Genomic DNA, 23,499 nt, shown 5'->3' on the forward strand with positions numbered 1-23,499 from the left:
GATTTGTGCTGAATAGGTTATGGTTTAGGGATACTCAGTGCCCATTTCGCAGTTTCGTGCACTAAGGGGTCTCTATCATTAAGGGATGCGGGAATTGAATCAGTGATCTCATCAATGCGCAAGATAGTACTTAAATAAATAGCAGCCGACTTTATCATGCTGGTCACTTGCAGTGTTGGGTAGGAGAGCAGCTCCTTTAATAGCTCGCCCAGCTCTTCATGGCTAGGATGAATATCATCTTCCTTAGAATAGATACGCCAAATTAATGCAACTAACTGTTTATGCGGACCTGAAACAGTGTGTTCTAACAATTGTTTGGCATAGCTTGATTTATCAGTGTCTGGACTATCTAAATAAAAATTTATTTTTTGAAGGGTAGTACTGGGATAGATAAATTCTAATAAAGCAAAAATATTATTTTTAATGGTGCGTATTTGCTTATCAAAAATCGAAGCGAGTAAAGTAAATTCTGTACTATCACCAATTTTTTCACGTAAAGTAAGAAAAAAAAGTAATCGGCTTGCTTCAGAATTAATAAACTTGTTGATTGTCGCTATTTCCGTTTTTACTTTTGCCTTATATTTTCTATTTCTAAGCGACTGTAAAATATCTAAGTGAATATCTCTGCCTTCAGTCTTGCGCAATATTTGGAGTAGTCTTCTGCGCGCAGCAGGACCTTTAATGAAGCCGATAATTTTTATGATCTGCGCTATTTTCGAGTCGTTCTTAAAAAGTAGAGCCACATTAAGGCTGTCCGTTAATGCAGCTATGGCATTATTGCCTGCTTTAATTAGTGATGAAAGGCTTGCTTGTCTAAATAAATTATCATCAAGTAAGTTTATTAGTAACTCAAAAAGCGTTTTATCCTGGAATTCACTTACCGCTAGAATAGCGCTATTTTTGACATTCGCATCTGCATCATTCAGCAAGGTGTTTAGCTGAGGTAACAGTTTTTTTTGGGGAGTAACCTGTCGCAATATAGTGGCTGCACGAATGCGTTTTTTTGGATTAGTTGACCTGATTAGGTTAGCTAACTCCTTGCTAGCAATATCAATAATTTCTTGATTTTTGGTATGATTTAGGGCCGCTATTAATGCTTCGTCTGCCAGCCAATCATCCTTTTCATTAATGAATGACAAGATAAAAGAATCTTTTTTATTTTTTGGATATTGAAAAATCATCGCACGAAAGGCTAATGATTTAATAGTAGGCTTAGGGTGTGTCAATGCAATAATTTCAATTTCCTTCAAAAGAAGGGGGTTACTAAAAGTATTCAGATAATAGAGTGCAGTATAAACAACATTTTCTTCACTTCTTTTTAGACACAACACTAAACTACTCGAAAAATGTTTAGGGTCTATATCTTTCATTAGACCTAAACAATAAATGGTCTCTCTTTCGGTTCCCGTTTTTATTTTATCGAGGACCAGATTTGCATAATTTTTATCAACATGACTTTGCCTAGGAACTCGACGCTTAATAAGCGTGTCGCGCAATTTTAAAACATAACCCTTTTGCAAAAAAGAGGTAATTATAATTGTTAAAATTATTATGAATAAAATTAACATGCCTAAATAGACAGGTCTAAATCCTGAAAAATATTGAAAGATAAGCAGTATAATACTCACTAATATAATAGCGGATGGAATAATAAATCCCTCAATTTTTTTCTGTAAACTACTACGTAGATTGGCAGGTAAAGGTTGATACAGCGTGAGTAGCGATTGGCGTACAATTGAATTTGAAAAACCTTCATCAAACATTTTCATTATCACACACAAGATAAAAACAACATGCTGCTCTCGATTCATGGGGAATGCCGCTACTAGCAACAGAGCAACGGCGCCTACGCTCACAGATTTAATTAATAATCCTGCTCTTATTCCTAATTTGCGAATTAAAAACTTGGAAACAAAAGCTCTATTAATTAAATCAAATACGTTTAAAACGGCGAAAAATATTCCAAGAAAAACTGCAAATGCCATCTCATTTTGAAATAACCTGCTGCCTTCCGTATAAAACATAAAATCAATGATGACATAAATCGCCAAGCTCGTAGCCACAAATAACATATTATTAATTAGGTACGAGTCTCGCCAATTAAATTTTATATTAACTGATGATTCTGTTGGCTGAGCTGACACATCCACAGCCTCTGGTTGAGAGAAGTGTTGTGCATACAGTTTAATTATTATTCTTAAAAAAATTGTAATGGTAAATGCAATTAAACCAATGACCAGGATACTGTTGTTAGCACCCAGTGTAAGGACAAACAAAGGAATAGCTAAACTCCCTATCACTGCTGACATAGACTGACACATGCCGATAATACCAAACAAACGTTTAGACTGTTCGAGGGTAAATAAACGATTTAAAATAGCCCACATTTGCCAATCTAAAATAGCAAAGCTTGCTTGCGCCCAGATTAGCAGGGCAAAATACACTCCTCTTTTATCAGACAAGAAATCGGATGCCCAAAAAAGCACAAATAAGCCTCCCACCATCACCGCCAAGGATAGGAGTAATGTGTTGACACTTATGCGACGCGCCAATAGCGTGTAGCCTGCTCCCATGAGTATCAGTATTAATGAGCTGATAATGTAGGCGTAAGGAAGAATGGCCGGTTTATAATGTGACAAAAATAAAATGATAGGTATGGTCTTAATCAAAACTTGCACAAAACCAATCAAGGAGGCATACCCGATAGAGAGGACTGTTATATTATGCTCATCCTTTCTTATGCCTAACTTGGTCGCAAATTTTCGCATTATTAATGACCTAATTTTGAAATTTGGTGCTGATGCGAGGTTAACTCATGAATCTGTTTAGTCATTAAACGAATAAGATTACATAGTTGCTGAATAATACCCATCGCTAGATTTATATTAATACTCAAGTGTTCCACTAAATCTTGACGATGAAGCTTAAGTAGCAAGCAATCTTCTACAGCCACTACGGAAGCGGTTCTTGGCTCGGGTGATAATACCGCAAGCTCTCCAAATATTTGTTGGCTGCCTAACTCGGCTAAAATATTTTCGTCTTCTTTAATAATTACCTTTCCCTCAACAATAATATATAAGACATCATCAACTTCACCTTTTTTAATGATGTAGTCACCTTTGTTAACGCGAAACTCTGTCGTTTTTGACGCTATTTCCGCAATTAACTCATCACTCACTTCTTGAAAAATATTTACACTACGCAGCATAATAATTTTTTCTAGTAATATCATTTTCCATATCCCATTCTAGTGTTGAGCATAAATAATCACTTTAGGCGGCTCCCTACTTTTCGAAACGAAACTACTATTTGTAAGACAAAGCGTATGATAACTAAAGCAGGAAGTATCCAGCTTAAAGCATAGGTAGAAATCCCAAATAATGTATCTGGTAGGTATTTGAGTAATATATATTGGCCTATGAGCGCAAGTAAGATACTTATACACCACGCCGTGATGCTGGTTACCCAAAACAGTATGTTGTCCTTGCTATCTTTATAAAAAGCTAAACGACTTATATTCTTAATGGTTAGCTTTCGTAGCCATTGGAAGGCAGAAGGATGTAGTTTTGGCTTTTCCAGCGCATCTGCTAATGCATGATAACCATCCCCTTGATAGAGCGGATTAAGATTTTTCAGGGCACTCATATAAAGCAGCAGAGCCAAAGTCCAACAAAAAATTTGGAACAGCGGTATAGCCACTAACCATGCAACAATACTCAGCAGTCCAGCAATGAATATATCTGTATACGCACCTGCCAAATGCACAATGATATGATTTTTTTTGCTGCTTAAACACATATCCGTTGTATCTACAAATGCAAACAAGCCAATCAGATTGAAGATAAGGCCGGCATGATGCACCTCTCGTCCAAACGCCTTTGTGGTAAAAGCGTGCCCCAACTCGTGCAAGGGAATTAACAATAGATTCATTAGAAATACACTGAAAATTAAAATAAATAACATTAGTGGCGACAGTATATGACGAGCTTCATGTTGCGCAACAGACACGAAGGCAATCACACCCATCACTACTATCAACGCTATAAGGATTTGCCCAAAAGGTTTAAATAATAAATTAACACCTGCGTTATAGCTCGTAGAAAGGAGGTGATCAATATCTTTGAAAATATATTTAAAGCGAAATTTTTTTAATACGAGGACTTTAAAACGCTGCCACCTTGTTAAATCGACAGGAGACGTCGGTTCAGAAACTAAATTCATTGCAGGTAAGGAGATAAAGCCACTATTAGCAAGATTGAGAATTGTGTTTGAAACCTCATCTGGTGCAAAAATTTTATGCTCTGTGAGTAATATCATAATGATATCTTCAATTGTCTGGCGTCCGTCTAGTTGTTGCCAAATCAGCCAACCAATATCAGAAAGCAAAAAATACCGCCACTGCTGAGGATTCTTCAGGATGGTAACGCTGCGACCATCCCCCATTTTTTTATGATAGTAACTAATATACGGTAACCGCAGGGGACGGCTACGTTCTACCATCAACATTACAATAGATTCGCCAGCGCTATCTTGATAGCTTAACAGCTCTTGTAACTGTTCCTTTGTTAGAATAAATAATTCGCCCGCTTCTTTCATTCTTGCTGTTGCATTCCGATGCGTAGCAGCGAGGGGCGCAATTTCTCCAAACATGGCGGGGTGCTCTAATACGGCCAACAATTTTTCTGTGCCATCTTCATTCTCAGCGACAATTTCCACCTTGCCCGAACTGATTAGATAACAATCCTGTCCTTCTTCTCCCTGCTGGAATAAAACGCTTCCCTCTGCAACATATTTCTCTTGAATATTACGTGCAAGTTGCGCTAGCCGCTCCAAAGGTAACTTAGAAAAGGTACCCACCTGTTTAACAAAATTCATGCGTAGCAGAAACTTTGCTGATTCCTGCATCAGTTCACTTACAGTAGGATGATTCCGCAGAAAAATGTAAAGACTTTCCACCTTCCATCCAATGACTAAAACACTTGATAACGCCGTTAGTGTAGTCGTTCTAGTGCCACTTGGAGAAAAAAAACTTGCATCACTCAATCCTATAGGCTGTCCTTCCTTTAAAACAGTTTGAGGAACCAATGTAATTTTGCCCGCCTCATTAACTTCGCTCACCACTTCGACCCTACCCTTTACAATGATATAGATGGCATCGATCACATCATTTTGGGAAACTATTCTCTCCCCTGCGGAGTATTGTTTTTCAAAAGCAAGTCCTGCCAAACCAGTTAGCTCTAACTCTCTTAACTTCGAAAAAATGGGTTGACTGCGGACAAGTTGCTTTCGTGTAGGGAGGGAAACTAAACGTCCTTTTTTAGGGTTCCGTGTCACAGGCATTTCTGCTCTCTTTTATGGATTGTAGAAAAGAGCACGGCAAGTCTACTCGCCTAGCTAGGAAAATAAGTGGGAAAAATTAATTTCCCACTTTTTGATACTACTTAGAAGAATCCAAGTCTGACGAGGAAAGACCCGCTAAACCTAATATTTTTGGGCTAAGCATGGATTTAAGTTGTTCACTTGACATGGAATCAAGGTCAGAAACATTAACACCAGCTTTTTTGAGTTCGCTTTGTAACTCAGGGTTTGTACGAGATTTTTCTTTAAGACGTGTTTTGATACTTGTGATATCCACCATAATAATAACCTCCTTAATTAAACTTACTTAATCAGTATAGTATTTTTCTAAAATTTAGAATTTTTCTTTTAATACTTACATAGTCAAATGCTTGGGGCCTGGTAACCCAGCTATACTGATATATACAGTTGAGAGGTTTAATATATGCCCATTAAACTTAAAAGATGGGATGATTACCCGCGAAAATAACGATGGCTGGAGGGTTTTAGTTTGCCGCTATCGGCCCCGCGCCCTCCCCAAGAAAGCTGAAACGTGGGATATTTGGTTTAGCCAACTGGGACCAAGCCCTAAATTACTTGCAGATGCTTACGGAAAAAACAGAAAATCGCCCATCACTTTTCATTAACGAGGGTGGGGCTGAAGGCTTGGAGTTTGTTGAGCCGTCCTTTTATCAAACTCTTGCTTCAAATTGTCGGATAAGCCAGTTATTTCAAAGTTAGGATCAGCAGCCTTAGCGCCTTTATAAGCATTGAACAGCGTTTCCTCTTTATCTTTTTTGTTCATTCCCGCTGTAAGAGCTGAAACATCAAAACTCGAGTTTCCTGTACCTAGCATTATTTTTGCGACTATTTCGAAGCTTTTAGCGGAAGTATCAGGAATATGCATTTTATTTTCCGTAGGATCATAATGATAACTTTTGTAGTTATCCATCGACCAAAAATTATAACCCTTCCCCGCCTCTGCAAATTCCATGCCCAACTTCTTAACGACGTCCATGAGTGCTTCTATCTCAATCACGCGCTCAAAAGAGATACTCAGCTTTTTCGTGTGCTTGGTCCATTCGGGTTTAGGCGTTTGAGCTAGGGTCGTATTAGTCGGTGGATTCAGTGATTTGTCTTGCTCATCATCGATATCTTCCTCTTCTGGGGACATCTCGGGCTGGTCTGCCATCATTATTTCCTCTCTAGATTTATTACTTATTATAGCCTGATAGCTAGCATTTTATCATTAATTATTAGGTATCTACCCGCACCCAAAGTGATTCGTTGGCTAGGAGGTCCGCTTCTAGGGGCGAGTAGTTACATTATTAGAAGCTTGTTTTAAAATGGCGAGGGTTGAGGCGATGCATCTGCTCCAGGTAAATTTTTCCCTATAGAATTCAGACTTTATAACAGCCTGACTCGACAGCGACTCTTCTAGTAGCAGCTGCTTAAATTGTTCGCTTATGGCATCTACGTCTAGAGGATTAACGAGTAAAGCCTGACCCGCGCTGAACTCTGCCATTGCGCTATTAGCCGATGTTAACACAGGCACACCACTTGCCAATGCCTCTAATACCGGCAAACCAAACCCTTCGTAGGTTGAGAGGTAACTGAAAGCCTTCGCACCTGAAAAAAGTGCGGGAATATCGTCTTGAGGAACATACCCTAATAATTTTATATCGTTTGCTGCATTGTTCTTTAGAGTAGTAAGGAGGTCATTTATTTTCCAGCCCACCGCTCCCGCCAGTACTAAGGGATATTTCTGGCGTAATGTAGCAGGCAGATTAAGATATCCACGAATTAGATTAGGTAAATTTTTTCGAGGTTCAAGGGTACTGACACTCAGAATATATTGCTTATAACCTAAGCAATACTTAGTCAATATGTTAGAAATTTCATTTTCCTCACGCGGATGAAATTCATCAGAAACGCCATGATGAACGGTGGTTATTCGTTGAGGATCAATTCCTAAATACTGAATAGCTTCATTGCGGGTAAATTCGGAAACGCTAATAATATGACTGGATTGATCTAAGGTTTTTTTCAAACCTCTTTCAAACCAACTCACTCTTTCTGCCGGTTGAAACTCAGGAAAACGCAAACAAGTGAGGTCGTGCAAAGTAGTGACACAGTGTCCATCATAAGGTTTAACTATAAAATTAGGTTCATGGTAAATCACGTCGCGAAATATTTTTTTTTTAACATAGGCTTCGAATGTTTTCGCACCTAGTCTATGGATAAGATTGCGCAAACCAGGAATTTTTTTTTGTAGAAATAGAAAAAATAAATCGGTGTGTGTTCTTTGATCAATTACTTGACGCGGATGGTATTTGACAAATCGATTTCCAGTAAATGTATAGAGAGAATTGATTTGCTCATTGTTAACCATTTGTTGAAATAAGTGCCATGTATAGAGAGGTATTCCTGTGCGGTGATAATCGAGCAAACTATCCGTGTTTAATAAAACATTTAGCATAGGCTGTCCATAATCTGTTTACATTTTCTTTTATTATGATTAAATTGAAAAATCGAAAGTAAGATACTGCAAAAAGCTAAAAAAGGATAGTCTTATGGATAAAACTGCCTTAGTAACGGGCATCACAGGACAAGATGGCGCTTATCTAGCCCAATCGCTGCTCAAAAAAGGGTATCGCGTTTTTGGTACTTATCGAAGAAGCTCCTCCTTAAATTTATGGCGACTGCAAGAACTCGGCATACATCAAGATGTAAATTTAATACCCGTCGATTTGTTTGAATTTAGTAATATACTAAAAGCAATTGAGACAGTACAACCAAGCGAATTATATAATCTCGCAGCTCAAAGTTTCGTTGGCTTGTCATTTGAGCAGCCACTCTACACTGCTGAAATTGATGGTCTTGGCACCCTCCGGATCTTAGAGGCTATCCGTATAGTCAACCCAGGAATCCGTTTTTATCAAGCGTCCACATCGGAAATGTTTGGTAAAGTAAAAAGTATACCGCAAGATGAAAATACTCCTTTTCATCCCCGCAGCCCTTATGGCGTAGCGAAGCTGTATGCACATTGGATTACGGTTAATTTTAGAGAGTCTTATAATCTATTTGCTTGCTCAGGGATTTTATTCAATCACGAATCGCCCTTACGCGGCTCTGAATTCGTCACCCGTAAAATCACCCAAGGCTTAGCGGCTATTAAAGCCAACAAACAATCTGTACTTGAACTTGGCAATCTCGATGCTAAACGCGACTGGGGTTACGCCGGAGATTATGTGGAAGGAATGTATCAGATGCTCCAACAGGACGAAGCGGATGACTTTGTGCTTGCTACGGGTCAAACGCACACTGTCAGAGAATTTATTGAAATAGCTGCCAAACATGCAGGATTTCAGATTGCTTGGGAAGGGACAGGCGTAATTGAACAAGGTATCGATACCTTAACTAATAATATAATAATTAAGGTAAACCCTCAGTTTTATCGCCCTGCAGAGGTGGATATTTTAATTGGTTCACCCAAAAAAGCCGTTGAGAAATTAGGCTGGTCACCCACAGTAACATTTGAAGAATTAATATATAAAATGATTACAGCAGATCTTAACAGAGTCTCCAGCCGGGTTCACGCGATGCAGGACGTTGCAATTTAAGCGCTTATAAAAAACGGATATAACAAAAATGAGAAGGAATATATTACAAACTTTATTTAGTTTTCGATATTTTATTTTGGGCTCCGTTAAGCGCGAATTACAAATTCAATGCCATGGTTCGTTGTTTGGCATCGTTTGGGTTCTATTAAACCCTCTTTCGCTTACCCTAGTTTATGCCTTAATTTTTAATAATTTGATGGGCGCAAAGCTTATTAATCATCCTGAAAAATTCGCTTATAGCATCTACCTCTGTGCAGGCCTACTACCCTGGAACTATTTCACTTCGGTTTTAACGCGCAATATCAACATGTTTGTGGATAATGCTAACCTACTCAAAAAATCAGTTTTTCCTATTCTCACACTTCCTATCATTATTTTACTTACTGAAACCGTGAATTTTCTGATGGCATTAGGTGTGTTTTCTCTTTTCTTGATTGCAATAAATCATTTTCCAGGATGGGTGCTCCTAGCAATCATTCCCTTATTGATTATGCAACAAATGCTAGCGCTCGGAATAGGAATCTTCCTAGGATGTTTTCATGTTTTTTTTAGAGACATAGGCAAGTCAATCAGCATCATTCTGCAATTTTGGTTCTGGCTAACGCCCATTGTATATGTCAGCACGATTCTTCCTGAAGTCGCCCAGAAATTTTTAGCTACTTTCAACCCTATGGTTTCATTGATACAAGCATATCAGCAGATTATTCTTGAAGGTAAGTTGCCCCCTTTAGCAGGAATCAGCTCCGAATTAGTACTAGGGATAATTGCAATAATGTTAGCGCTTACTACTTATCACAAACTTTCTTCCGATATAGTGGATGAATTATGATAGGTTCAATTTCGGTAGAAGACGTAAGCAAAAAATATAAACAATATGCAAACCGATGGGCCCGCGTAGCCAATTCCTTTTCGGGAGGACGCTATTATACTCCGCAAGAAAAATGGGTATTAAATAATATTAACTTCAGTGTGAAAAGTGGTGAGGCTATAGGAATCATTGGTCAGAATGGTTCTGGAAAAAGTACGCTACTCAAATTAATCACAGGAATCACTAACCCTTCTCGAGGACGGATTGATGTAACAGGCAATGTGGCGGCCTTGCTTGAACTTGGCATGGGTTTCAATCCTGAGTTAACGGGCAGACAAAATGCACAAATGGCATTGCAGTTGCGTGGTTTTGATAATCAAACCATTCAGCGATGGATGCCAGATATTCTGGAATTTGCAGAGATAGACAGTTATTTTGACCTGCCCTTGCGCACTTATTCAAGTGGCATGCAAGTTCGTTTAGCATTTAGTGCGGCCACAGTTATTCGCCCAGATATTCTAATAGTGGATGAGGCGCTTTCAGTCGGCGACGTATATTTTCAACATAAGTCCATTGCTCGCATTCGCGAATTTAAAAAGAAAGGCACTACATTATTCTTCGTTTCACATGATGCAGCCACTGTTAAAACACTTTGTAATCGCGCGATACTGTTAGAAAAAGGCCACCTCACACTAGACGATATTCCTGATAATGTTTTTAATTATTATAATGCGGTCATCGCTCAAAAAGAAAAAGATCAAGAAATCAAGCGCCTCGAATCAAATCAAAAAAAATCTATGACTCGAAGCGGCAACCGTAAGGCCACTATCGAAAAGGTCGAATTATTTAATTCGCAAGGGGACTCGTCACGTGCATTTAAAGTAGGTGAAACTGGCCTGATTAGATGCCAAATTGCCTATAAGTCGGACATTAAAAATGCCACCTTCGGCATGGTTATTCGAGACCGCTTAGGCAACGACATTTTCGGCACCAACACATTTTATTTGAATCATACGCTTACAACGCCCGGCCTAATTGAAGTTGAATTCAAAGTGCAATTTAATTTAGGATATGGCGACTACTCCATTACTGTGGCTAGTCACTCAATGCAAAACCATATCGAAGATAATCATGATTGGTGGGATAATTCATTAATTTTTCAAATTATTCCCAAAGATAGTCACTATTTTGTTGGTGTTTCGTTTTTGCCTGTGGAGGTATACAGCAAACAATTGATGCATGAAGGAAGTGAGCATGGATAATTACGAATTTAAAATAAAACAAATAATGAACGAATTATCTGCAAAAAATAGCTTAGATACGTCATTTAAAGAAACTAGAAAGAAAAGTGCTTTTGCGAGTAAACATTTACTTGCAAGGGAACTCACGAAGTACGACGGCACAGAATTCATTATTAATGCTTATCGAGCTCTATTGAAAAGAGGTCCTGATGAAGAAGGATTAGATTACTACCTTAACCAGCTTAAAGAGGGCAAATCCAAAGTAGCCATTATTAAACAAGTGCAACTTTCTTCTGAAGGTAAAAAAAATAATGTCAAAATAAAAGGCTTATCTGCCTCATCCTTTTTCGATTGGATAAAAGAAAACTTACTTAATAGGGCGATTCAACTGACCAAGTTCTTACCCCGAATTTCTTTCGAAAAGATCTCAAAAACAGAGAGACTTGAAATATTATTGCAACAAACCTTAACCGAGTTATTAGCAGTACAAGCCAAATTAAGCAAGATTGATCATAAGATAAAGTCCCAAGATAAAGATATTCATAAACTATATGAAGAAACAGGAACTAATCTGCACCTGAAAATACCAAATTGGGATCAATTCTATTCTAATTTTGAAGATGTTTTTAGAGGTCCACCTGAAATAATCAAAGAACGTATCCAAGTGTATATTCCGATTGTGCAAGAAGCCTTAACCAAGAACAATAATTCACCCGTATTAGATCTGGGCTGTGGCCGAGGTGAATGGCTTGAGCTATTGAAAGAAAACAAGATCAAGGCATTAGGCATAGATAGTAATCCAGCCATGATCGAACAATGTGATCAACGTGGTTTGGACGTAACAAAAGATGACGCCATGACATACCTAAAGAAACAAAAAAACCAGGTTTTTGGCTCTGTCACTGGCTTTCATATCATAGAGCATCTTCCGTTTATTACTTTGATGAGCCTATTGGATGAGATATATCGCACGTTAAAATCTGGCGGCATGGTTATTTTAGAGACACCCAATCCGCATAATGTAATTGTCAGCAGCAACTCATTTCACTACGATCCGACCCATAAAAAACCGTTACCTCCTGAATTGATGAAGTTCATCCTTGATCAAAAGGGATTCACAAATATAATGGTTAAAGAATTAAATTCCTTGCCTAATCCAATACAAGATGCAAGTGCCTTGACCGAAAAATTCAATGAACTTTTTTTTGGCCCACAAGATTATGCCATTATTGGATATAAAAATTAGAACTACTGCCATGAAAAAGAAAAATTGTTCCTTACCCAAAATTATCATTTGTCATCGTGAAATTACAATCCTAAGCACTATCGGACAAGATATTCTCGGTATGTATAAACTGTTGTCCCTCATGAGATTTCATGTTGTCATCGCAGGAGAAAAAATTGACTCAGAAATAAGCGATATCTATCAAACTCAATTAACAAAAAATATGTCTTTTAATGACTATGATATATTGATTTATCATCACCACGACTCTTGGTCACATGGCCACAATATACTCAATCATTTCACAGGCTCTATTATAGTTAAATATCATGGGCACATCCCCGCCTACTTTTTTGAATCGTATTCCTATGTTCTGGAAAATCAGGCGGAACAAAATGTCGAACAAATTCATGCCATGGCGCGTTCTTTACCGGTTAATCTATGGCTTACCAATTCTGAATTTACCAAGCAAGAGTTATTAAAGCAAAAATTGTGCGATAGCAAGGTTTGTGTCGTGCCACTATTTAATAAAATTCAAGTGAAGTCGCGAAAAATGTTGCAACAGGGTCAGATTAAAAGAATCCTCTTTGCAGGAGATTTCTCGCCTCAGAGTGGCCATAAAAACTTAATTAATATAATACACGAATTTACCAAACGATTTGATGAAGAGATAGAATTACTTCTTGTCGGTCCGCTTGACCCTGAATTACACGGCTATTTTGCTGAAATAACTCGAACTGCCCATAATCTCAAGATAGAAAATAATGTAAAGTTTGTTACCAATGTCTCATCAAATGATTTAGACGACTTTTATGAACTAGCGGATTTATTTCTCTGCATGAGCGAGGGTGAATCATTTAACTTAGCCATCCTTCGAGCACAAAGTTGTGGGCTTCCCGTTATTACCACAAAAAATGGCGCCTTATCTGAAATTATGGGTGACTTACCAGTGTGGCCATTGCCAATAAACGATCACTATATTTTCTATGCAACACTTATTAATGAAGTGTTAGGCAATAGCAAATATTATAGAACGCTTACACAGTGTGGTATTAACAACGTTTCCAATCAATTTCTTAATCATCATATTGAAAGAAAGTTTGTTAAGGCAATTTACCCTGTTCTTAAGGAATACATATGAAGGTAGCGATTGTTACAGTTCAAGTTCCCTTTATAAGGGGAGGCGCCGAACTTCTGGCCGAGGCGTGCAAGCAAGCAATGCAAGAACGTAACATTAATGCTGAAATTGTTACTATTCCGTTTAAATGGTACCCCCCGGAAGCAATACTTGATCATATTAAAATTGCCAGGTTGATGGATTTATCAGAGGTTAATGGAGAAAAAATTGATCAGATAATTTGTCTCAAATTTCCTGCCTACTACTGTCAACATCAACATAAAAATTTGTGGCTGTTACACCAACATAGACAAGCCTATGATTTATATAATACGCCTTATGGCGATCTAAATTTAACTAAAATTGGTAGGAAGGTGGCAAAAAAAATCAAATGTTTGGATAGTGAACTTCTACCTGAGCACCGCAATATCTATACTATTTCGGGACATATCGCGAACAAATTAAAAACCAATAATAATCTACCTACGAACGAAGTTCTCTACCCTCCGCCTATGAATGCAGATCGATTTAAATGTGAACAATATGAAAACTTTGTCATTTATCCCAGTCGTTTCTCTAATATAAAAAGGCAAGAGCTCGTTGTTAAAGCAATGCAATGGGTACCCCACAAATTAAAATTAATCTTAATTGGCTGTAATCAAAATGCCTATGGTCTTTATATCAAAAAACTAATCGATGAACTTAATTTAAATGATAAAATTATACTCAGAGATTTTGTGACGGAAGATGAAAAAATAGACCTCTATTCCCGCTGTCTTGCTGTGTATAACGGCATTTATGATGAAGACTATGGTTATGTCACGATTGAAGCATTTTTATCATCCAAGCCTGTCATCACCCATCATGATTCGGGCGGTCCATTAGAATTTGTTATCGACAAACAAAATGGGTTTATCGTGGACCCATGTGCACCTGCTATCGCTGAAGTCCTCAACCAATTATTAGCCGATAAGCAATTAGCCTGCGACTACGGCAAGCAAGGCTACGAATCCTTAAAAGAAAAAAATATATCCTGGGATTATACAATAGAGAAATTATTATCATGAAGATCGCTATGTTTTCTCCCCTGCCCCCCAAAGAAACTGGCATTGCGTTATACACTGAAAACATACTCCATGCCTTGATAGATAAGGTAAACATAACCCTTTTCGATACACATTTAACTTCAAATAATTTTTTAGGTAGGAAAGTTTATAATTATGCGGTAGATAAAAGCCCTATTGCCACATTGAATCAGTACGATCTCATCGTTTACCACATAGGAAATAACGCGCCCTTTCATCTTCCTATTTATCAAACACTTTGCCAATATCCCGGCGTTGTTGTCTTACATGATGCAGTAATCTACTATTTAATTGCGGCTCAAGATAATTATGAGGTAATCAGAGATTTCAGTATTAATTATGGCTTTTCCAGAGTTCGTGAGCTTGATGAGATTAGGACTCAATGCCATAACGATAATTTAGTAACCTATCCATACCCCGAACGTTATCCTCTACTTAAAACAGTGCTTAATAATGCGCAAGCAATTATTGTTCATAGTGAGACTACTAAAAATTTAGTTATTGCTCAGGGCTATAAAAACAAAATATATGTTATTCCCCTTTTGATATATCGAGATGCGCTGCGATGTCAATCGAATCTCCAGCGACATGGCAAATATCGCAAAAAGTTTAACCTAAATAATGAACTCATTATTGGCTCTTTTGGATTTATAGGACCCACTAAAAGATTAGACACGGTGTTGACTGTCTTAGAAATAATTAAATCCTGCCTTAATTTTAAGTTCTTAATTGTTGGCACAGGTTTAACTCAAGAATTACAAGCCAAAATAAATCATTATCATTTGCATGAGCATGTTATTTTTACAGGCTATCAATCATCCAATGAAGATTTTTTTGATTTAATGGATCTCTGCGATATTGTGATTAATCTACGCTATCCAAGTATGGGCGAAACATCTTCTATAGTCATTCAAGCAATGTTCTTAGGTAAGTCTTGTGTCGTTACCAACTATGGATGGTTTGCAGAATTACCCGATGCAGCCGTGGCAAAGATTTCTTATGATGCGTCAGAAACCGAGGTTCTGTTTAGTACCCTCACTATGCTGGGTAACAACAAGTTAAACCGACAGATCATGGGCGATAATGCTCGAAATTATGTACTTGAAAATTGCCATCCTGATCAAGTTGCTAATAAGTATTTAGCCGTTTTTTCAGATAATACTAAAACCTCTGCTAGTGACTAATTCGCTACCCTAAATTAACAAACATAAACCAATTAATCGTTTGCATAATGAACCAGAGTAAAGGAATTATCCAGGCACAATTCCAATTAAGCCGTTCTGCTTTCGCTTTATGTTCACTTTCCACAAAATACATTGTCAAGATGACTTCTATCAAGATTAAAAGCAGACAAATATAGTTTATGAACATAAACATATCAGCAAAAGTGACGTATCCCAGAGGGGGTATAGAGGATGTGAGATTTAAATGAAAAACCTCGGAAGCAATTAGAGTAGAAGTCGCAATACCTAATCTCTGCGAGACATGATCTATCCGCATAAAAAGAGCAAGAAAACTACAACCAATAATGATCAGGGCGGGTAATATGCCTTTTAAAATTCCTGCTAACCAGGGTCGTTCAATATACATACTAAATTTATAACTGGAGAATGTTTGTTGAAAAACCTTGTAATAGTGATTGGTCACTTTTGCTGTCCAATTAGGTAACAGCTTAAAGCCGACGACGTCTAAATCATTATCAAGTGCTGTGATTCCAGGGTCGACCTCAAAAATCATTTGATCGCTAGTCTGCTGCCTGTTCTCAATTATCACGTCCAGATCATGATGATCGAATGGATAATTACGCAAGTTATTGCACTTATTTAATTCCGCCTGCACCCGGTAAACCAAGTAGTCTTTTTGTTTTACTGCTAATTTCACTGTTGAACTGGTGGCGTTCATAATTTCGAAATTTAGCTTATCACAAACGGGTTTACATCTGAAAATGAGGTAAAAATCCATTCTAATACTCGCACTCTGCAAATCGTATCTGCCCACATGCAACATATAGACGCCTACCTTTACATGGGCGGGTTGTTTTTGCCCATTGGCATGATTTAAGACGTGTAACTTAATCGATCGATCTTTCTTGAAGGTAAATAACGATTTGAAAGAGAAAGCATGAGCATTGGAAGCAAAGAAGAAAAATAGTAAAAAAAACAGCCCACTAAGAGTTCGAACTCTTTTATTATTATTCATTGCTACACTCTTCTGCGGTGAATTACTTGTAAAATTTCGCCGATTTAATCACGGATCAAGAGTAGGCACAACAGCTTTGAACAAAAAACATTGAGTAAGAACTCGCTATAAGGCGCGGTAATTAAAGTCAAGGGTATTGTTGCAATGAATGAAGAAAGTTCCGTCATTAACGAATCAGCAAAAGCCCCGCCTATCCTTCTACGAGGATTTTTCGAGGGCCTTTACCAATTCTTCATAGTCATAGGATTCATTATATCGAGCCCCGTTAATAAAAAACGTGGGGGTACTGTTGACACCGCTCCGGACACCTCCCATGAACATTTCTTTAATTCGGGGTAAATAGACGTTATTTCGCATATCCCCTTCGTATTTAGACCCTGGGAGTTCTAAAGTGGCCACCAGTTCAAACATGACCTCCGGACTTAAACGATTTTGGTTTTTAAAGAGGAGGTTATGCATTTCCCAAAAATACTCATGACTAGCCGCAAATTCAGCAGTCTCTGCCGCAAGTTCTGCCTGGGGGCGTATTTGAGTTAACGGAAAATGTCTGAAAACATAACAAATACCCTCACCAAAATGTTCTAAGACTTGGGTAACAATGAAGTTCGCTTTGGCACAATAAGGGCATTCATAATCGCCGTATTCAACTAAAGTAATAGGTGCTTCGAAGCTTCCTTGAAAATGGTCTTTTTCAGAGACTGGAACCTTTAACATTTTCACAATCCTTCAGTATAAAAATGCGTTAATTACAGACTTGACTAGAAGCTCCTTCAAGAATAGGCCTGGTCAAGGGTAACCTGGAGGGAAAAATCAGTGAGGCAATGATGGATTGGAGTAGATTAGCCATTAATAATCATTCCTTGCGATATATTTCTTTCCCCATAATCTCGATACGAATAAAATATAGTACATTTAGATTAATTCTCCCTACCCCGTCATGGATAAAGATTTGAAGGGATTGCGACGTAAAATTAATTCATTCACCCTCCTTGGTTTATTGTTAGCAAGTGAAGCGACCTTTAGCCATCCAGCTGATATATTAAGACAAATAGAGGGAACCCCCGCGCCCAATGGTATAAATGTAGGGATGTGGTCGTGCCATCTCTACAATATAAGTGAAGGGTTGTATCGTAATGACTTATTAAGCATCACCTATGGGGGATTTTTTGCCGGAACCCTGCTCAATTGTTTTCAAGATCGTTGTTATGCCGTAGGCTGTCAGCGCTACTGGCTTGATATCCCCCTTAGCCAATGTGTGATGAGCCATTTCGGATATCGATTGGGGTTACTCTACGGTTATGATGAGAGGCTATCAGCAATTGCTGGCAAATGCGCCATACTGCCTTGCCTGCAATTTATCTACAGTATCAATTACAAAAAGGTTGGGGTTGAACTCATGTTAACGGGTGTTACATTGTCTGGAGGGTTTTTTATCCGATTCTAGGATTTGCGAAGCTAAGCAGTTGACCCAGCCTAACCATTCATTCCGGTCTGTAGCGCATCGATATGATGCCAAATAGAAACATGGCACCATGCACTGCCCATAAGCCAACATTTTTATTCAGCAGCCCCGTTTTGATCAAGCTAACACCGCCTAAAAGTACATTTACATAAATAAGATAAATCAATAGAGGGTAAAACGTACTGATAGGTTTTTGATAGCTTTGAATTCGCCCCTTATTCAGAGCTAAGGCAAAAAATGTAAGATTGATAATGGAGAGAGGGATTGAAAAACGCCAATGCAATTCAGCTGCTGCAAAACGATTTACTTTTGACAAAAAATATAACTCCAGGGTTTTCATACACCCCGGCCAATCTTCTAGCTTATAACTTGGCGTAGAAAGGCGCACGCCAAACTTGTTAAATTTGATCATTAATGATTGAAGATTACTAAGCTTTGCCGTATAGCGCACGCCATCTGTAAAAACAAGAAATTTGCTTTTATCCGGCAACACTTGTTCCTCCAACGATTTTGCAACGATAACATCATAAGACAATGCGTTTTGTTTATCCGGCATAAGATAACTAAAAAATATGCCTTCCAACTTTTTAGGTTGCGTTATTTTCTTATCGATATACATGATGCGATCAGGCGCTAACTCGTTAAATTGTTTAGGAAACACTTTATCAAAAGCAACTTTATGAATAGAGTCCTCGAACAGATGAATACGTTTGGTATTAGCAATGGGGAAAATATAGAGTTCTATATAGGAAGAAAAAAATACTAAAATCACACACAAAGTGATGATAGGCAAAAATAATTTTATCGCACTCATCCCTGAGGCATACATTGTTAAAATCTCATTAGTGGCATACATTTTTCGCAGCACCAATAATATCGTCAAAAAAAAGCCCAGTGGTAAAATAGGTTGTAGCAGGACCGGTATCTCTGTCACCATGATTTTTGCAATATCATTGGGATTGATTTTCGCTAAGGCTGCCTCTCCGACAAAATGGAAATAACTAACCGACAAAAAAATAACTGTAAACACACAGAGAATAAAAAAAAGATACGTAATTAAATTTTTAAGAAAATATTTATACAAAATCATGAGAAACTAAATTTATTGTGCATAGGTTTTAATTTTCATTAATAATTTATCTGCAAAATGGTTGGGTAAAATATTTAAAATTTTTATACCTACATTAAGTAGTGAAGGAAAAATTATTTCGGGTCGACGTTTTTCTAATTTATTTTTAATTATTTCAGCCGCTTTTGTTGCTGTGATAAGGAAAGGTTTGGGTCCCACCAATTTATCACTCATCGCAGATTTGACAAAACCGGGACAAATAACAGAAACATATATGCCATCTTGTTTAAACAACGCTCGGAGTGATTCGCCATAGGTTTTTATAGCCGCTTTACTGGCACAATAAGCAGGCGAGTGAGGCAGCCCTCTCAAGGCAGCTAATGAACTCATAATGGCTACTTGACCATTTTTAGCTTTGAGCATATGTTCGATGAGAGGATGCACAGTGTTTATAACAGAATTGATATTAACATTAGAGATTTCATTAGTTATATGCAAAGACTCCAACTGGCCTTGTTGGTTGAGGGTTGAAGACAGCCCTGCATTTGCAATGACCAAGTCGATTGGGTTAACAGCCATCATCTGAGTTAACCACTTTGCGAGCAATCCATTGTCTGTTATATCAAATGCTTGAGCATAAACTCTTGCACCTTTTTGTTGGCACAGATTTACAATTGCGTCTAAACGTTGGGCATTGCGTCCGGTCAGCATTAATATTTTATCGGGGGCAGCGTAAGCTTCTGCAAGTGCTGAGCCAATCCCGCCACTCGCGCCTGTAATCATTATTGTGTTAGGGAGGGCGCGCTTCATGATTATTACTTCAGACTTTGGAACAATAACATCATCTCAGTGGGCAGTAAGAGATGGGGGGCCAGATATATTTTTTTGTGGACGCTAAAACCGGCGTGGGTAAGAGAAGTAAAGACTTTATTCTGACGCGACACATGGGCATTAATCGTATCAAAGCCTTCTAATTTAGAAAACGCCTGAACTTTGCAAAGCAAACGATAACCAATATTATGCTTCATCACTTCGGGTTTAACGGCCAGGGCGTGAATATACATGCTATTGGGCAAAAGGTCACAAAAAAGATCTGCTATATGATTAATCCTCTCCTCTGGAATAAAAGTTCTCATAATATCTGCAATCTTATGCTCAACAGAGGGATAAAAATTGGCTATGCCCACTATTTTTTTATCTATTTCCGCAACCACTGTCTTAGAAAAAGAAATGGATGCGGTTTTATCAGTGACACCTAAAGCAATTAAATCAATAATATCGCAATTGGGTAAAATATTATTCAACAAAAAATCGCTAAGGCCACACGAAGCTACATGTAAAAGTTCAGCGATAGAATAAGCATCATCAGGTTCTCCCATGCGATAACTTATAGTCATAATTTCCTCTAGGATAATGTATTAATAATTTTTGAAAGGGTATCAACGGTATAGCTGATCTGCTCATCACTGTGAGCGCAGTTAATAAAAAAACGAATTCTAGCGAGGGATTTGGTGACGGCAGGATAGATAATCGGTTGCGCTTGAATACCTTTTTCATAAAGTGCATTAGCAATCTTAATAACAGAAATGCTATTACCTACAATAATCGGCACAATACCGAAACCCGCGCAATCCCCCGTATTCAGACCTTTATCCTGACATAATTGGAGAAATAACTGGCTATTTTGTTGCAGGCTTGCCACCCGCTCGGGCTCTGCCATCATTATTTCAAGTGCTTTTAAACTTGCAGCAGTAAGCGTTGGTGAAAGTCCTACTGAAAATATAAAACCTGGCGCATAATATTTTAATTGTTCAATGAGCGCTTGAGAGCCAGCAATATAACCGCCACATCCTGCAAGAGTCTTGCTTAATGTTCCCATCCAAATATCAACTTCACTTGCCGCTATATTAAAAAATTCGCTTATCCCCCGCCCTTTCTCACCTAACACGCCAATTGAGTGTGCTTCGTCAATCATTAAAAATGATTTGTACTTATTTTTAATTCTGATCAACTCTTTGAGAGGCGCAATATCCCCATCCATACTAAAAAGACTTTCAGTAACAATCAATACGCGTTCATATTTAAGTCGATTACGCGAGAGAATATTCTCCAAGTAGGTATAATCGTTATGAGGAAAATGTAAACGTTTTGCTCCTGATAACAATGTTCCTTGAACGATACTATTATGACTAAGCGAATCATAGATAATTAAATCATTCGGACCAAACAAATAACCAATAGTTGTAACGTTGGTGGCATGACCACTTACAAAAACTAATGCAGCTTCCGTGTCTAACATTGTTGCCAGACTAGTTTCTAATTGTTTGTGTAGCGGGATTTGACCCGAAACAATGCGGCTTGCTGCAACAGAGGTGCCATATTGATCGATCGCATTTTTTGCAGCTTCATTTACTAATGGGTGACCACTTAAATTAAGATAGTTGTAAGAAGCAAAATTGATACATTCCTTACCTGAAAATTTAACAAAACTGGTAGCGACCCCATCTAAGGAACGAAAATAAGGAATTTCAATATTTGCTTGAGCGAACAATTTTTTTTGCAGGGTAGTTTGAATATATTCAGAATATTTGTTGAATTGATAATGGCTCTCAGGAATATTTGAACAATCGACCGTCTCAATACCGTCAGTTAATTCTTCAATTTCAAGCGCATCACTTTGTGGTGACTTATCTTTTGTTATCATTTTTTACACCAATAGCGATGATTCTAATTTGTCCTTAGTTGGAAATCTGTATTCATAAATATTCTTTATGATGCGTTGTCCTGGAAACGCCAAGAGAAATCCAAAATAAAAGTAAGACGTGCCAAATATTATTAGCGCGGGCAAGAATAGTAAAGTGGCATTGCAATTATGAAACAAACAAATAAAAACACTTGTTAGCACATATATGCCCATCAGCACTGATACGCGAGCGGTCCTCCGAACCCTTTTGGAGGAGATCACTTTTTTTATCGCCAGCTTGCTGTCGTCGGTAAGATCATATTTCGGCGTGCGAACAAACTCTCTGTCCTTCTTAAAAAATCCTTCGAATATAGCCACACTAATAAAAGGAGCCAAGCCAATCGACATAAACATAAAAATCAGCGTGCGGAATAAAATATATTTATTCGTTTTATTTTGCCCTCTTTGACCTAACTTAAAAAATGTAAACAAAATGATAGCGCCAAACGACATGGTGATTAAACCTTGCACCACACCCCAAACAAATGTAGCAGCACTGACTTTTTCCAATGAAGCTGGTGAATTCAACAGCAAATGCGGCATAATTAATAATGAAAAAATGCTAATTGCAGGACAGAAAAAATAACTGGTTAAATGCGAAATATAATCGTATTTATTGCTAATCTTAGCCCCAGTCGCCAATATTTTGCCCGATAGTTTTTTTACAACCTGGATATTCCCTTTCGCCCATCGAATTTGTTGCTCGATAAATGAAGACACAGTGGGAGGTAATTCACAAGGACAGGTAGTATCGGCAAGGGTGACATAACTCCAGCCCATTGTTAAAGCGCGATAACTAAGGTCACTATCTTCAGTAATCGTATCCCAATTCCATCCGCCAGCTTGCTCGATCATACTGCGACGAATGACGCCTGCAGTGCCGTTAAATATCCCCCAGTGGTTGAGCTTACTGCGTGAAGAATTTTCGACTCTAAACAACGAGTCACAAACTAGCGCAATGCATTGAGTAAGCAGTGAAAAATTTTCATTGAGATGCGCCCATCTGGTTTGAACCCAGCCAATGTTATCCTCTGTGAAGTAATGAATTGTCTTTTTCAAAAAATCGGGTTCTGGCAAAAAGTCAGAATCGAAGATTGCAATGAATTCGCCATTCGCAATTTGTAAGCCGTTTTGCAGAGCACCGGCTTTATAGCCCTCACGATTTTCACGATGAATATGGCAAATATTAAAACCTAAAGCTCTTTTTTGATCACATAGCGCCTGGGCAATTTCTTTGGTTTCATCCGTTGAATCATCTAATACCTGAATTTCAAGTTTGTCGGACGGATAATCGAGCTTGCAGATGTTATTAATTAATCGCTGCACTACGGCCATTTCGTTGAAAATTGGCAATTGTACGGTGACTTTAGGGAAATCTATATAGCGGGCTTTCGGAACAGGTTCTTTAATAGCAGAAGCTTTATTATATAACCAAAGAATATACACTCGGTTAATCAAGCTCAGTACAATTATGATGAAACATATTCCAAAGAGAAGATAGATACTTTGGTTTACAAATTGAATCATCAACTCCATGGCTCCCTGTCCTTTATTCTCTTATGGTATCTACTCGCCCCAAGAAGCGGACGT

The 23,499-nt window shown here is 38.0% G+C and carries 21 protein-coding genes; 8 read left to right on the forward strand and 13 right to left on the reverse strand.

The window, feature by feature from the left end; translation table 11 throughout:
* Window positions 1-17: 17 nt before the first annotated feature.
* The 6 genes from H0U71_06500 to H0U71_06525 all read right to left on the reverse strand — a co-directional run bounded on the left by H0U71_06500 (window position 18) and on the right by H0U71_06525 (window position 7,816).
* Complete coding sequence (locus tag H0U71_06500) at window positions 18-2,768, reverse strand: HEAT repeat domain-containing protein (protein MBA2654699.1); 2,751 nt, start codon at window positions 2,766-2,768, stop codon at window positions 18-20.
* A gap of 2 nt (window positions 2,769-2,770) precedes the next feature.
* On the reverse strand, window positions 2,771-3,232 hold the full coding sequence (locus H0U71_06505; GenBank protein ID MBA2654700.1) for a cyclic nucleotide-binding domain-containing protein: 462 nt from the start codon (window positions 3,230-3,232) through the stop codon (window positions 2,771-2,773).
* Between the two features lie 35 nt (window positions 3,233-3,267).
* Complete coding sequence (locus tag H0U71_06510; protein ID MBA2654701.1) at window positions 3,268-5,340, reverse strand: cyclic nucleotide-binding domain-containing protein; 2,073 nt, start codon at window positions 5,338-5,340, stop codon at window positions 3,268-3,270.
* 97 nt (window positions 5,341-5,437) lie between these two features.
* The gene (locus tag H0U71_06515; GenBank protein MBA2654702.1) at window positions 5,438-5,638 is read right to left on the reverse strand and encodes a hypothetical protein; all 201 of its coding nucleotides are present in this window, start codon (window positions 5,636-5,638) and stop codon (window positions 5,438-5,440) included.
* Window positions 5,639-5,980: 342 nt separating this feature from the next.
* A complete protein-coding gene (locus H0U71_06520) occupies window positions 5,981-6,532 on the reverse strand; it encodes a hypothetical protein (GenBank protein ID MBA2654703.1) in 552 nt (183 codons plus the stop codon).
* Window positions 6,533-6,643: 111 nt separating this feature from the next.
* A complete protein-coding gene (locus H0U71_06525; protein ID MBA2654704.1) occupies window positions 6,644-7,816 on the reverse strand; it encodes a glycosyltransferase family 4 protein in 1,173 nt (390 codons plus the stop codon).
* A 94-nt stretch (window positions 7,817-7,910) separates the two neighbouring features.
* Here H0U71_06525 and gmd point away from each other — a divergent pair, with 94 nt between their 5' ends.
* The 7 genes from gmd to H0U71_06560 are packed head-to-tail and all read left to right on the forward strand — an operon-like array spanning window position 7,911 to window position 15,620.
* Window positions 7,911-8,960, forward strand: coding sequence for a GDP-mannose 4,6-dehydratase (gene gmd / locus H0U71_06530; GenBank protein ID MBA2654705.1), 1,050 nt, complete (start codon window positions 7,911-7,913; stop codon window positions 8,958-8,960).
* Window positions 8,961-8,988: 28 nt separating this feature from the next.
* Window positions 8,989-9,789 carry an ABC transporter permease gene (locus H0U71_06535; protein MBA2654706.1) on the forward strand — a complete coding sequence of 267 codons (801 nt, stop codon included), beginning with the start codon at window positions 8,989-8,991 and terminating at the stop codon, window positions 9,787-9,789.
* Window positions 9,789-11,030, forward strand: a complete 1,242-nt coding sequence (locus tag H0U71_06540) for an ABC transporter ATP-binding protein (protein MBA2654707.1) — start codon at window positions 9,789-9,791, stop codon at window positions 11,028-11,030. Before H0U71_06535 ends, H0U71_06540 begins: the two co-directional genes overlap by 1 nt.
* Window positions 11,023-12,255, forward strand: coding sequence for a methyltransferase domain-containing protein (locus H0U71_06545; GenBank protein MBA2654708.1), 1,233 nt, complete (start codon window positions 11,023-11,025; stop codon window positions 12,253-12,255). Before H0U71_06540 ends, H0U71_06545 begins: the two co-directional genes overlap by 8 nt.
* Before the next feature lie 10 nt (window positions 12,256-12,265).
* Window positions 12,266-13,375 carry a glycosyltransferase gene (locus H0U71_06550; GenBank protein MBA2654709.1) on the forward strand — a complete coding sequence of 370 codons (1,110 nt, stop codon included), beginning with the start codon at window positions 12,266-12,268 and terminating at the stop codon, window positions 13,373-13,375.
* Window positions 13,372-14,418 (forward strand): glycosyltransferase family 4 protein, encoded by a 1,047-nt coding sequence (locus H0U71_06555; protein MBA2654710.1) that lies wholly within the window; start codon window positions 13,372-13,374, stop codon window positions 14,416-14,418. Before H0U71_06550 ends, H0U71_06555 begins: the two co-directional genes overlap by 4 nt.
* Window positions 14,415-15,620, forward strand: a complete 1,206-nt coding sequence (locus H0U71_06560) for a glycosyltransferase (protein ID MBA2654711.1) — start codon at window positions 14,415-14,417, stop codon at window positions 15,618-15,620. Before H0U71_06555 ends, H0U71_06560 begins: the two co-directional genes overlap by 4 nt.
* Window positions 15,621-15,624: 4 nt before the next feature.
* Here the strand turns inward: H0U71_06560 and H0U71_06565 are convergent, their stop codons facing one another.
* Together H0U71_06565 and H0U71_06570 are read right to left on the reverse strand one after the other, a co-directional pair.
* Complete coding sequence (locus tag H0U71_06565) at window positions 15,625-16,635, reverse strand: hypothetical protein (protein MBA2654712.1); 1,011 nt, start codon at window positions 16,633-16,635, stop codon at window positions 15,625-15,627.
* Window positions 16,636-16,833: 198 nt separating this feature from the next.
* Window positions 16,834-17,355, reverse strand: a complete 522-nt coding sequence (locus tag H0U71_06570; GenBank protein MBA2654713.1) for a thioredoxin domain-containing protein — start codon at window positions 17,353-17,355, stop codon at window positions 16,834-16,836.
* Between the two features lie 229 nt (window positions 17,356-17,584).
* Between H0U71_06570 and H0U71_06575 the strand changes: the two genes are divergently transcribed.
* Window positions 17,585-18,079, forward strand: a complete 495-nt coding sequence (locus H0U71_06575; protein MBA2654714.1) for a hypothetical protein — start codon at window positions 17,585-17,587, stop codon at window positions 18,077-18,079.
* Between the two features lie 37 nt (window positions 18,080-18,116).
* On the opposite strand, the gene H0U71_06580 is transcribed toward H0U71_06575, so the two are convergent.
* The 5 genes from H0U71_06580 to H0U71_06600 are packed head-to-tail and all read right to left on the reverse strand — an operon-like array spanning window position 18,117 to window position 23,436.
* Window positions 18,117-19,187, reverse strand: a complete 1,071-nt coding sequence (locus tag H0U71_06580; GenBank protein ID MBA2654715.1) for an LptF/LptG family permease — start codon at window positions 19,185-19,187, stop codon at window positions 18,117-18,119.
* A 12-nt stretch (window positions 19,188-19,199) separates the two neighbouring features.
* Window positions 19,200-19,976, reverse strand: a complete 777-nt coding sequence (locus H0U71_06585; protein MBA2654716.1) for an SDR family NAD(P)-dependent oxidoreductase — start codon at window positions 19,974-19,976, stop codon at window positions 19,200-19,202.
* 5 nt (window positions 19,977-19,981) lie between these two features.
* Entirely contained in the window at window positions 19,982-20,563 is a 582-nt protein-coding gene (locus H0U71_06590; GenBank protein ID MBA2654717.1) for a GNAT family N-acetyltransferase, read from the reverse strand.
* An 8-nt stretch (window positions 20,564-20,571) separates the two neighbouring features.
* Window positions 20,572-21,870 carry an aminotransferase class I/II-fold pyridoxal phosphate-dependent enzyme gene (locus tag H0U71_06595; GenBank protein ID MBA2654718.1) on the reverse strand — a complete coding sequence of 433 codons (1,299 nt, stop codon included), beginning with the start codon at window positions 21,868-21,870 and terminating at the stop codon, window positions 20,572-20,574.
* Window positions 21,871-21,873: 3 nt separating this feature from the next.
* The gene (locus tag H0U71_06600) at window positions 21,874-23,436 is read right to left on the reverse strand and encodes a glycosyltransferase (protein ID MBA2654719.1); all 1,563 of its coding nucleotides are present in this window, start codon (window positions 23,434-23,436) and stop codon (window positions 21,874-21,876) included.
* Window positions 23,437-23,499 lie beyond the last annotated feature (63 nt).

Source organism: Gammaproteobacteria bacterium (genome assembly GCA_013697705.1).
Lineage (GTDB): Bacteria > Pseudomonadota > Gammaproteobacteria > UBA6002 > UBA6002 > UBA6002.

Coding starts and splice junctions, on each gene's coding strand:
- H0U71_06515 (MBA2654702.1), bottom strand. CDS start 5,638: ATGGTGGATATCACAAGTATCAAAACACGTCTTAAAGAAAAATCTCGT.
- H0U71_06555 (MBA2654710.1), top strand. CDS start 13,372: ATGAAGGTAGCGATTGTTACAGTTCAAGTTCCCTTTATAAGGGGAGGC.
- H0U71_06505 (MBA2654700.1), bottom strand. CDS start 3,232: ATGATATTACTAGAAAAAATTATTATGCTGCGTAGTGTAAATATTTTT.
- H0U71_06520 (MBA2654703.1), bottom strand. CDS start 6,532: ATGATGGCAGACCAGCCCGAGATGTCCCCAGAAGAGGAAGATATCGAT.
- H0U71_06595 (MBA2654718.1), bottom strand. CDS start 21,870: ATGATAACAAAAGATAAGTCACCACAAAGTGATGCGCTTGAAATTGAA.
- H0U71_06510 (MBA2654701.1), bottom strand. CDS start 5,340: ATGCCTGTGACACGGAACCCTAAAAAAGGACGTTTAGTTTCCCTCCCT.
- H0U71_06560 (MBA2654711.1), top strand. CDS start 14,415: ATGAAGATCGCTATGTTTTCTCCCCTGCCCCCCAAAGAAACTGGCATT.
- H0U71_06600 (MBA2654719.1), bottom strand. CDS start 23,436: ATGATTCAATTTGTAAACCAAAGTATCTATCTTCTCTTTGGAATATGT.
- H0U71_06585 (MBA2654716.1), bottom strand. CDS start 19,976: ATGAAGCGCGCCCTCCCTAACACAATAATGATTACAGGCGCGAGTGGC.
- H0U71_06500 (MBA2654699.1), bottom strand. CDS start 2,768: ATGCGAAAATTTGCGACCAAGTTAGGCATAAGAAAGGATGAGCATAAT.
- H0U71_06545 (MBA2654708.1), top strand. CDS start 11,023: ATGGATAATTACGAATTTAAAATAAAACAAATAATGAACGAATTATCT.
- H0U71_06565 (MBA2654712.1), bottom strand. CDS start 16,635: ATGAATAATAATAAAAGAGTTCGAACTCTTAGTGGGCTGTTTTTTTTA.
- gmd (MBA2654705.1), top strand. CDS start 7,911: ATGGATAAAACTGCCTTAGTAACGGGCATCACAGGACAAGATGGCGCT.
- H0U71_06535 (MBA2654706.1), top strand. CDS start 8,989: ATGAGAAGGAATATATTACAAACTTTATTTAGTTTTCGATATTTTATT.
- H0U71_06580 (MBA2654715.1), bottom strand. CDS start 19,187: ATGATTTTGTATAAATATTTTCTTAAAAATTTAATTACGTATCTTTTT.
- H0U71_06550 (MBA2654709.1), top strand. CDS start 12,266: ATGAAAAAGAAAAATTGTTCCTTACCCAAAATTATCATTTGTCATCGT.
- H0U71_06525 (MBA2654704.1), bottom strand. CDS start 7,816: ATGCTAAATGTTTTATTAAACACGGATAGTTTGCTCGATTATCACCGC.
- H0U71_06590 (MBA2654717.1), bottom strand. CDS start 20,563: ATGACTATAAGTTATCGCATGGGAGAACCTGATGATGCTTATTCTATC.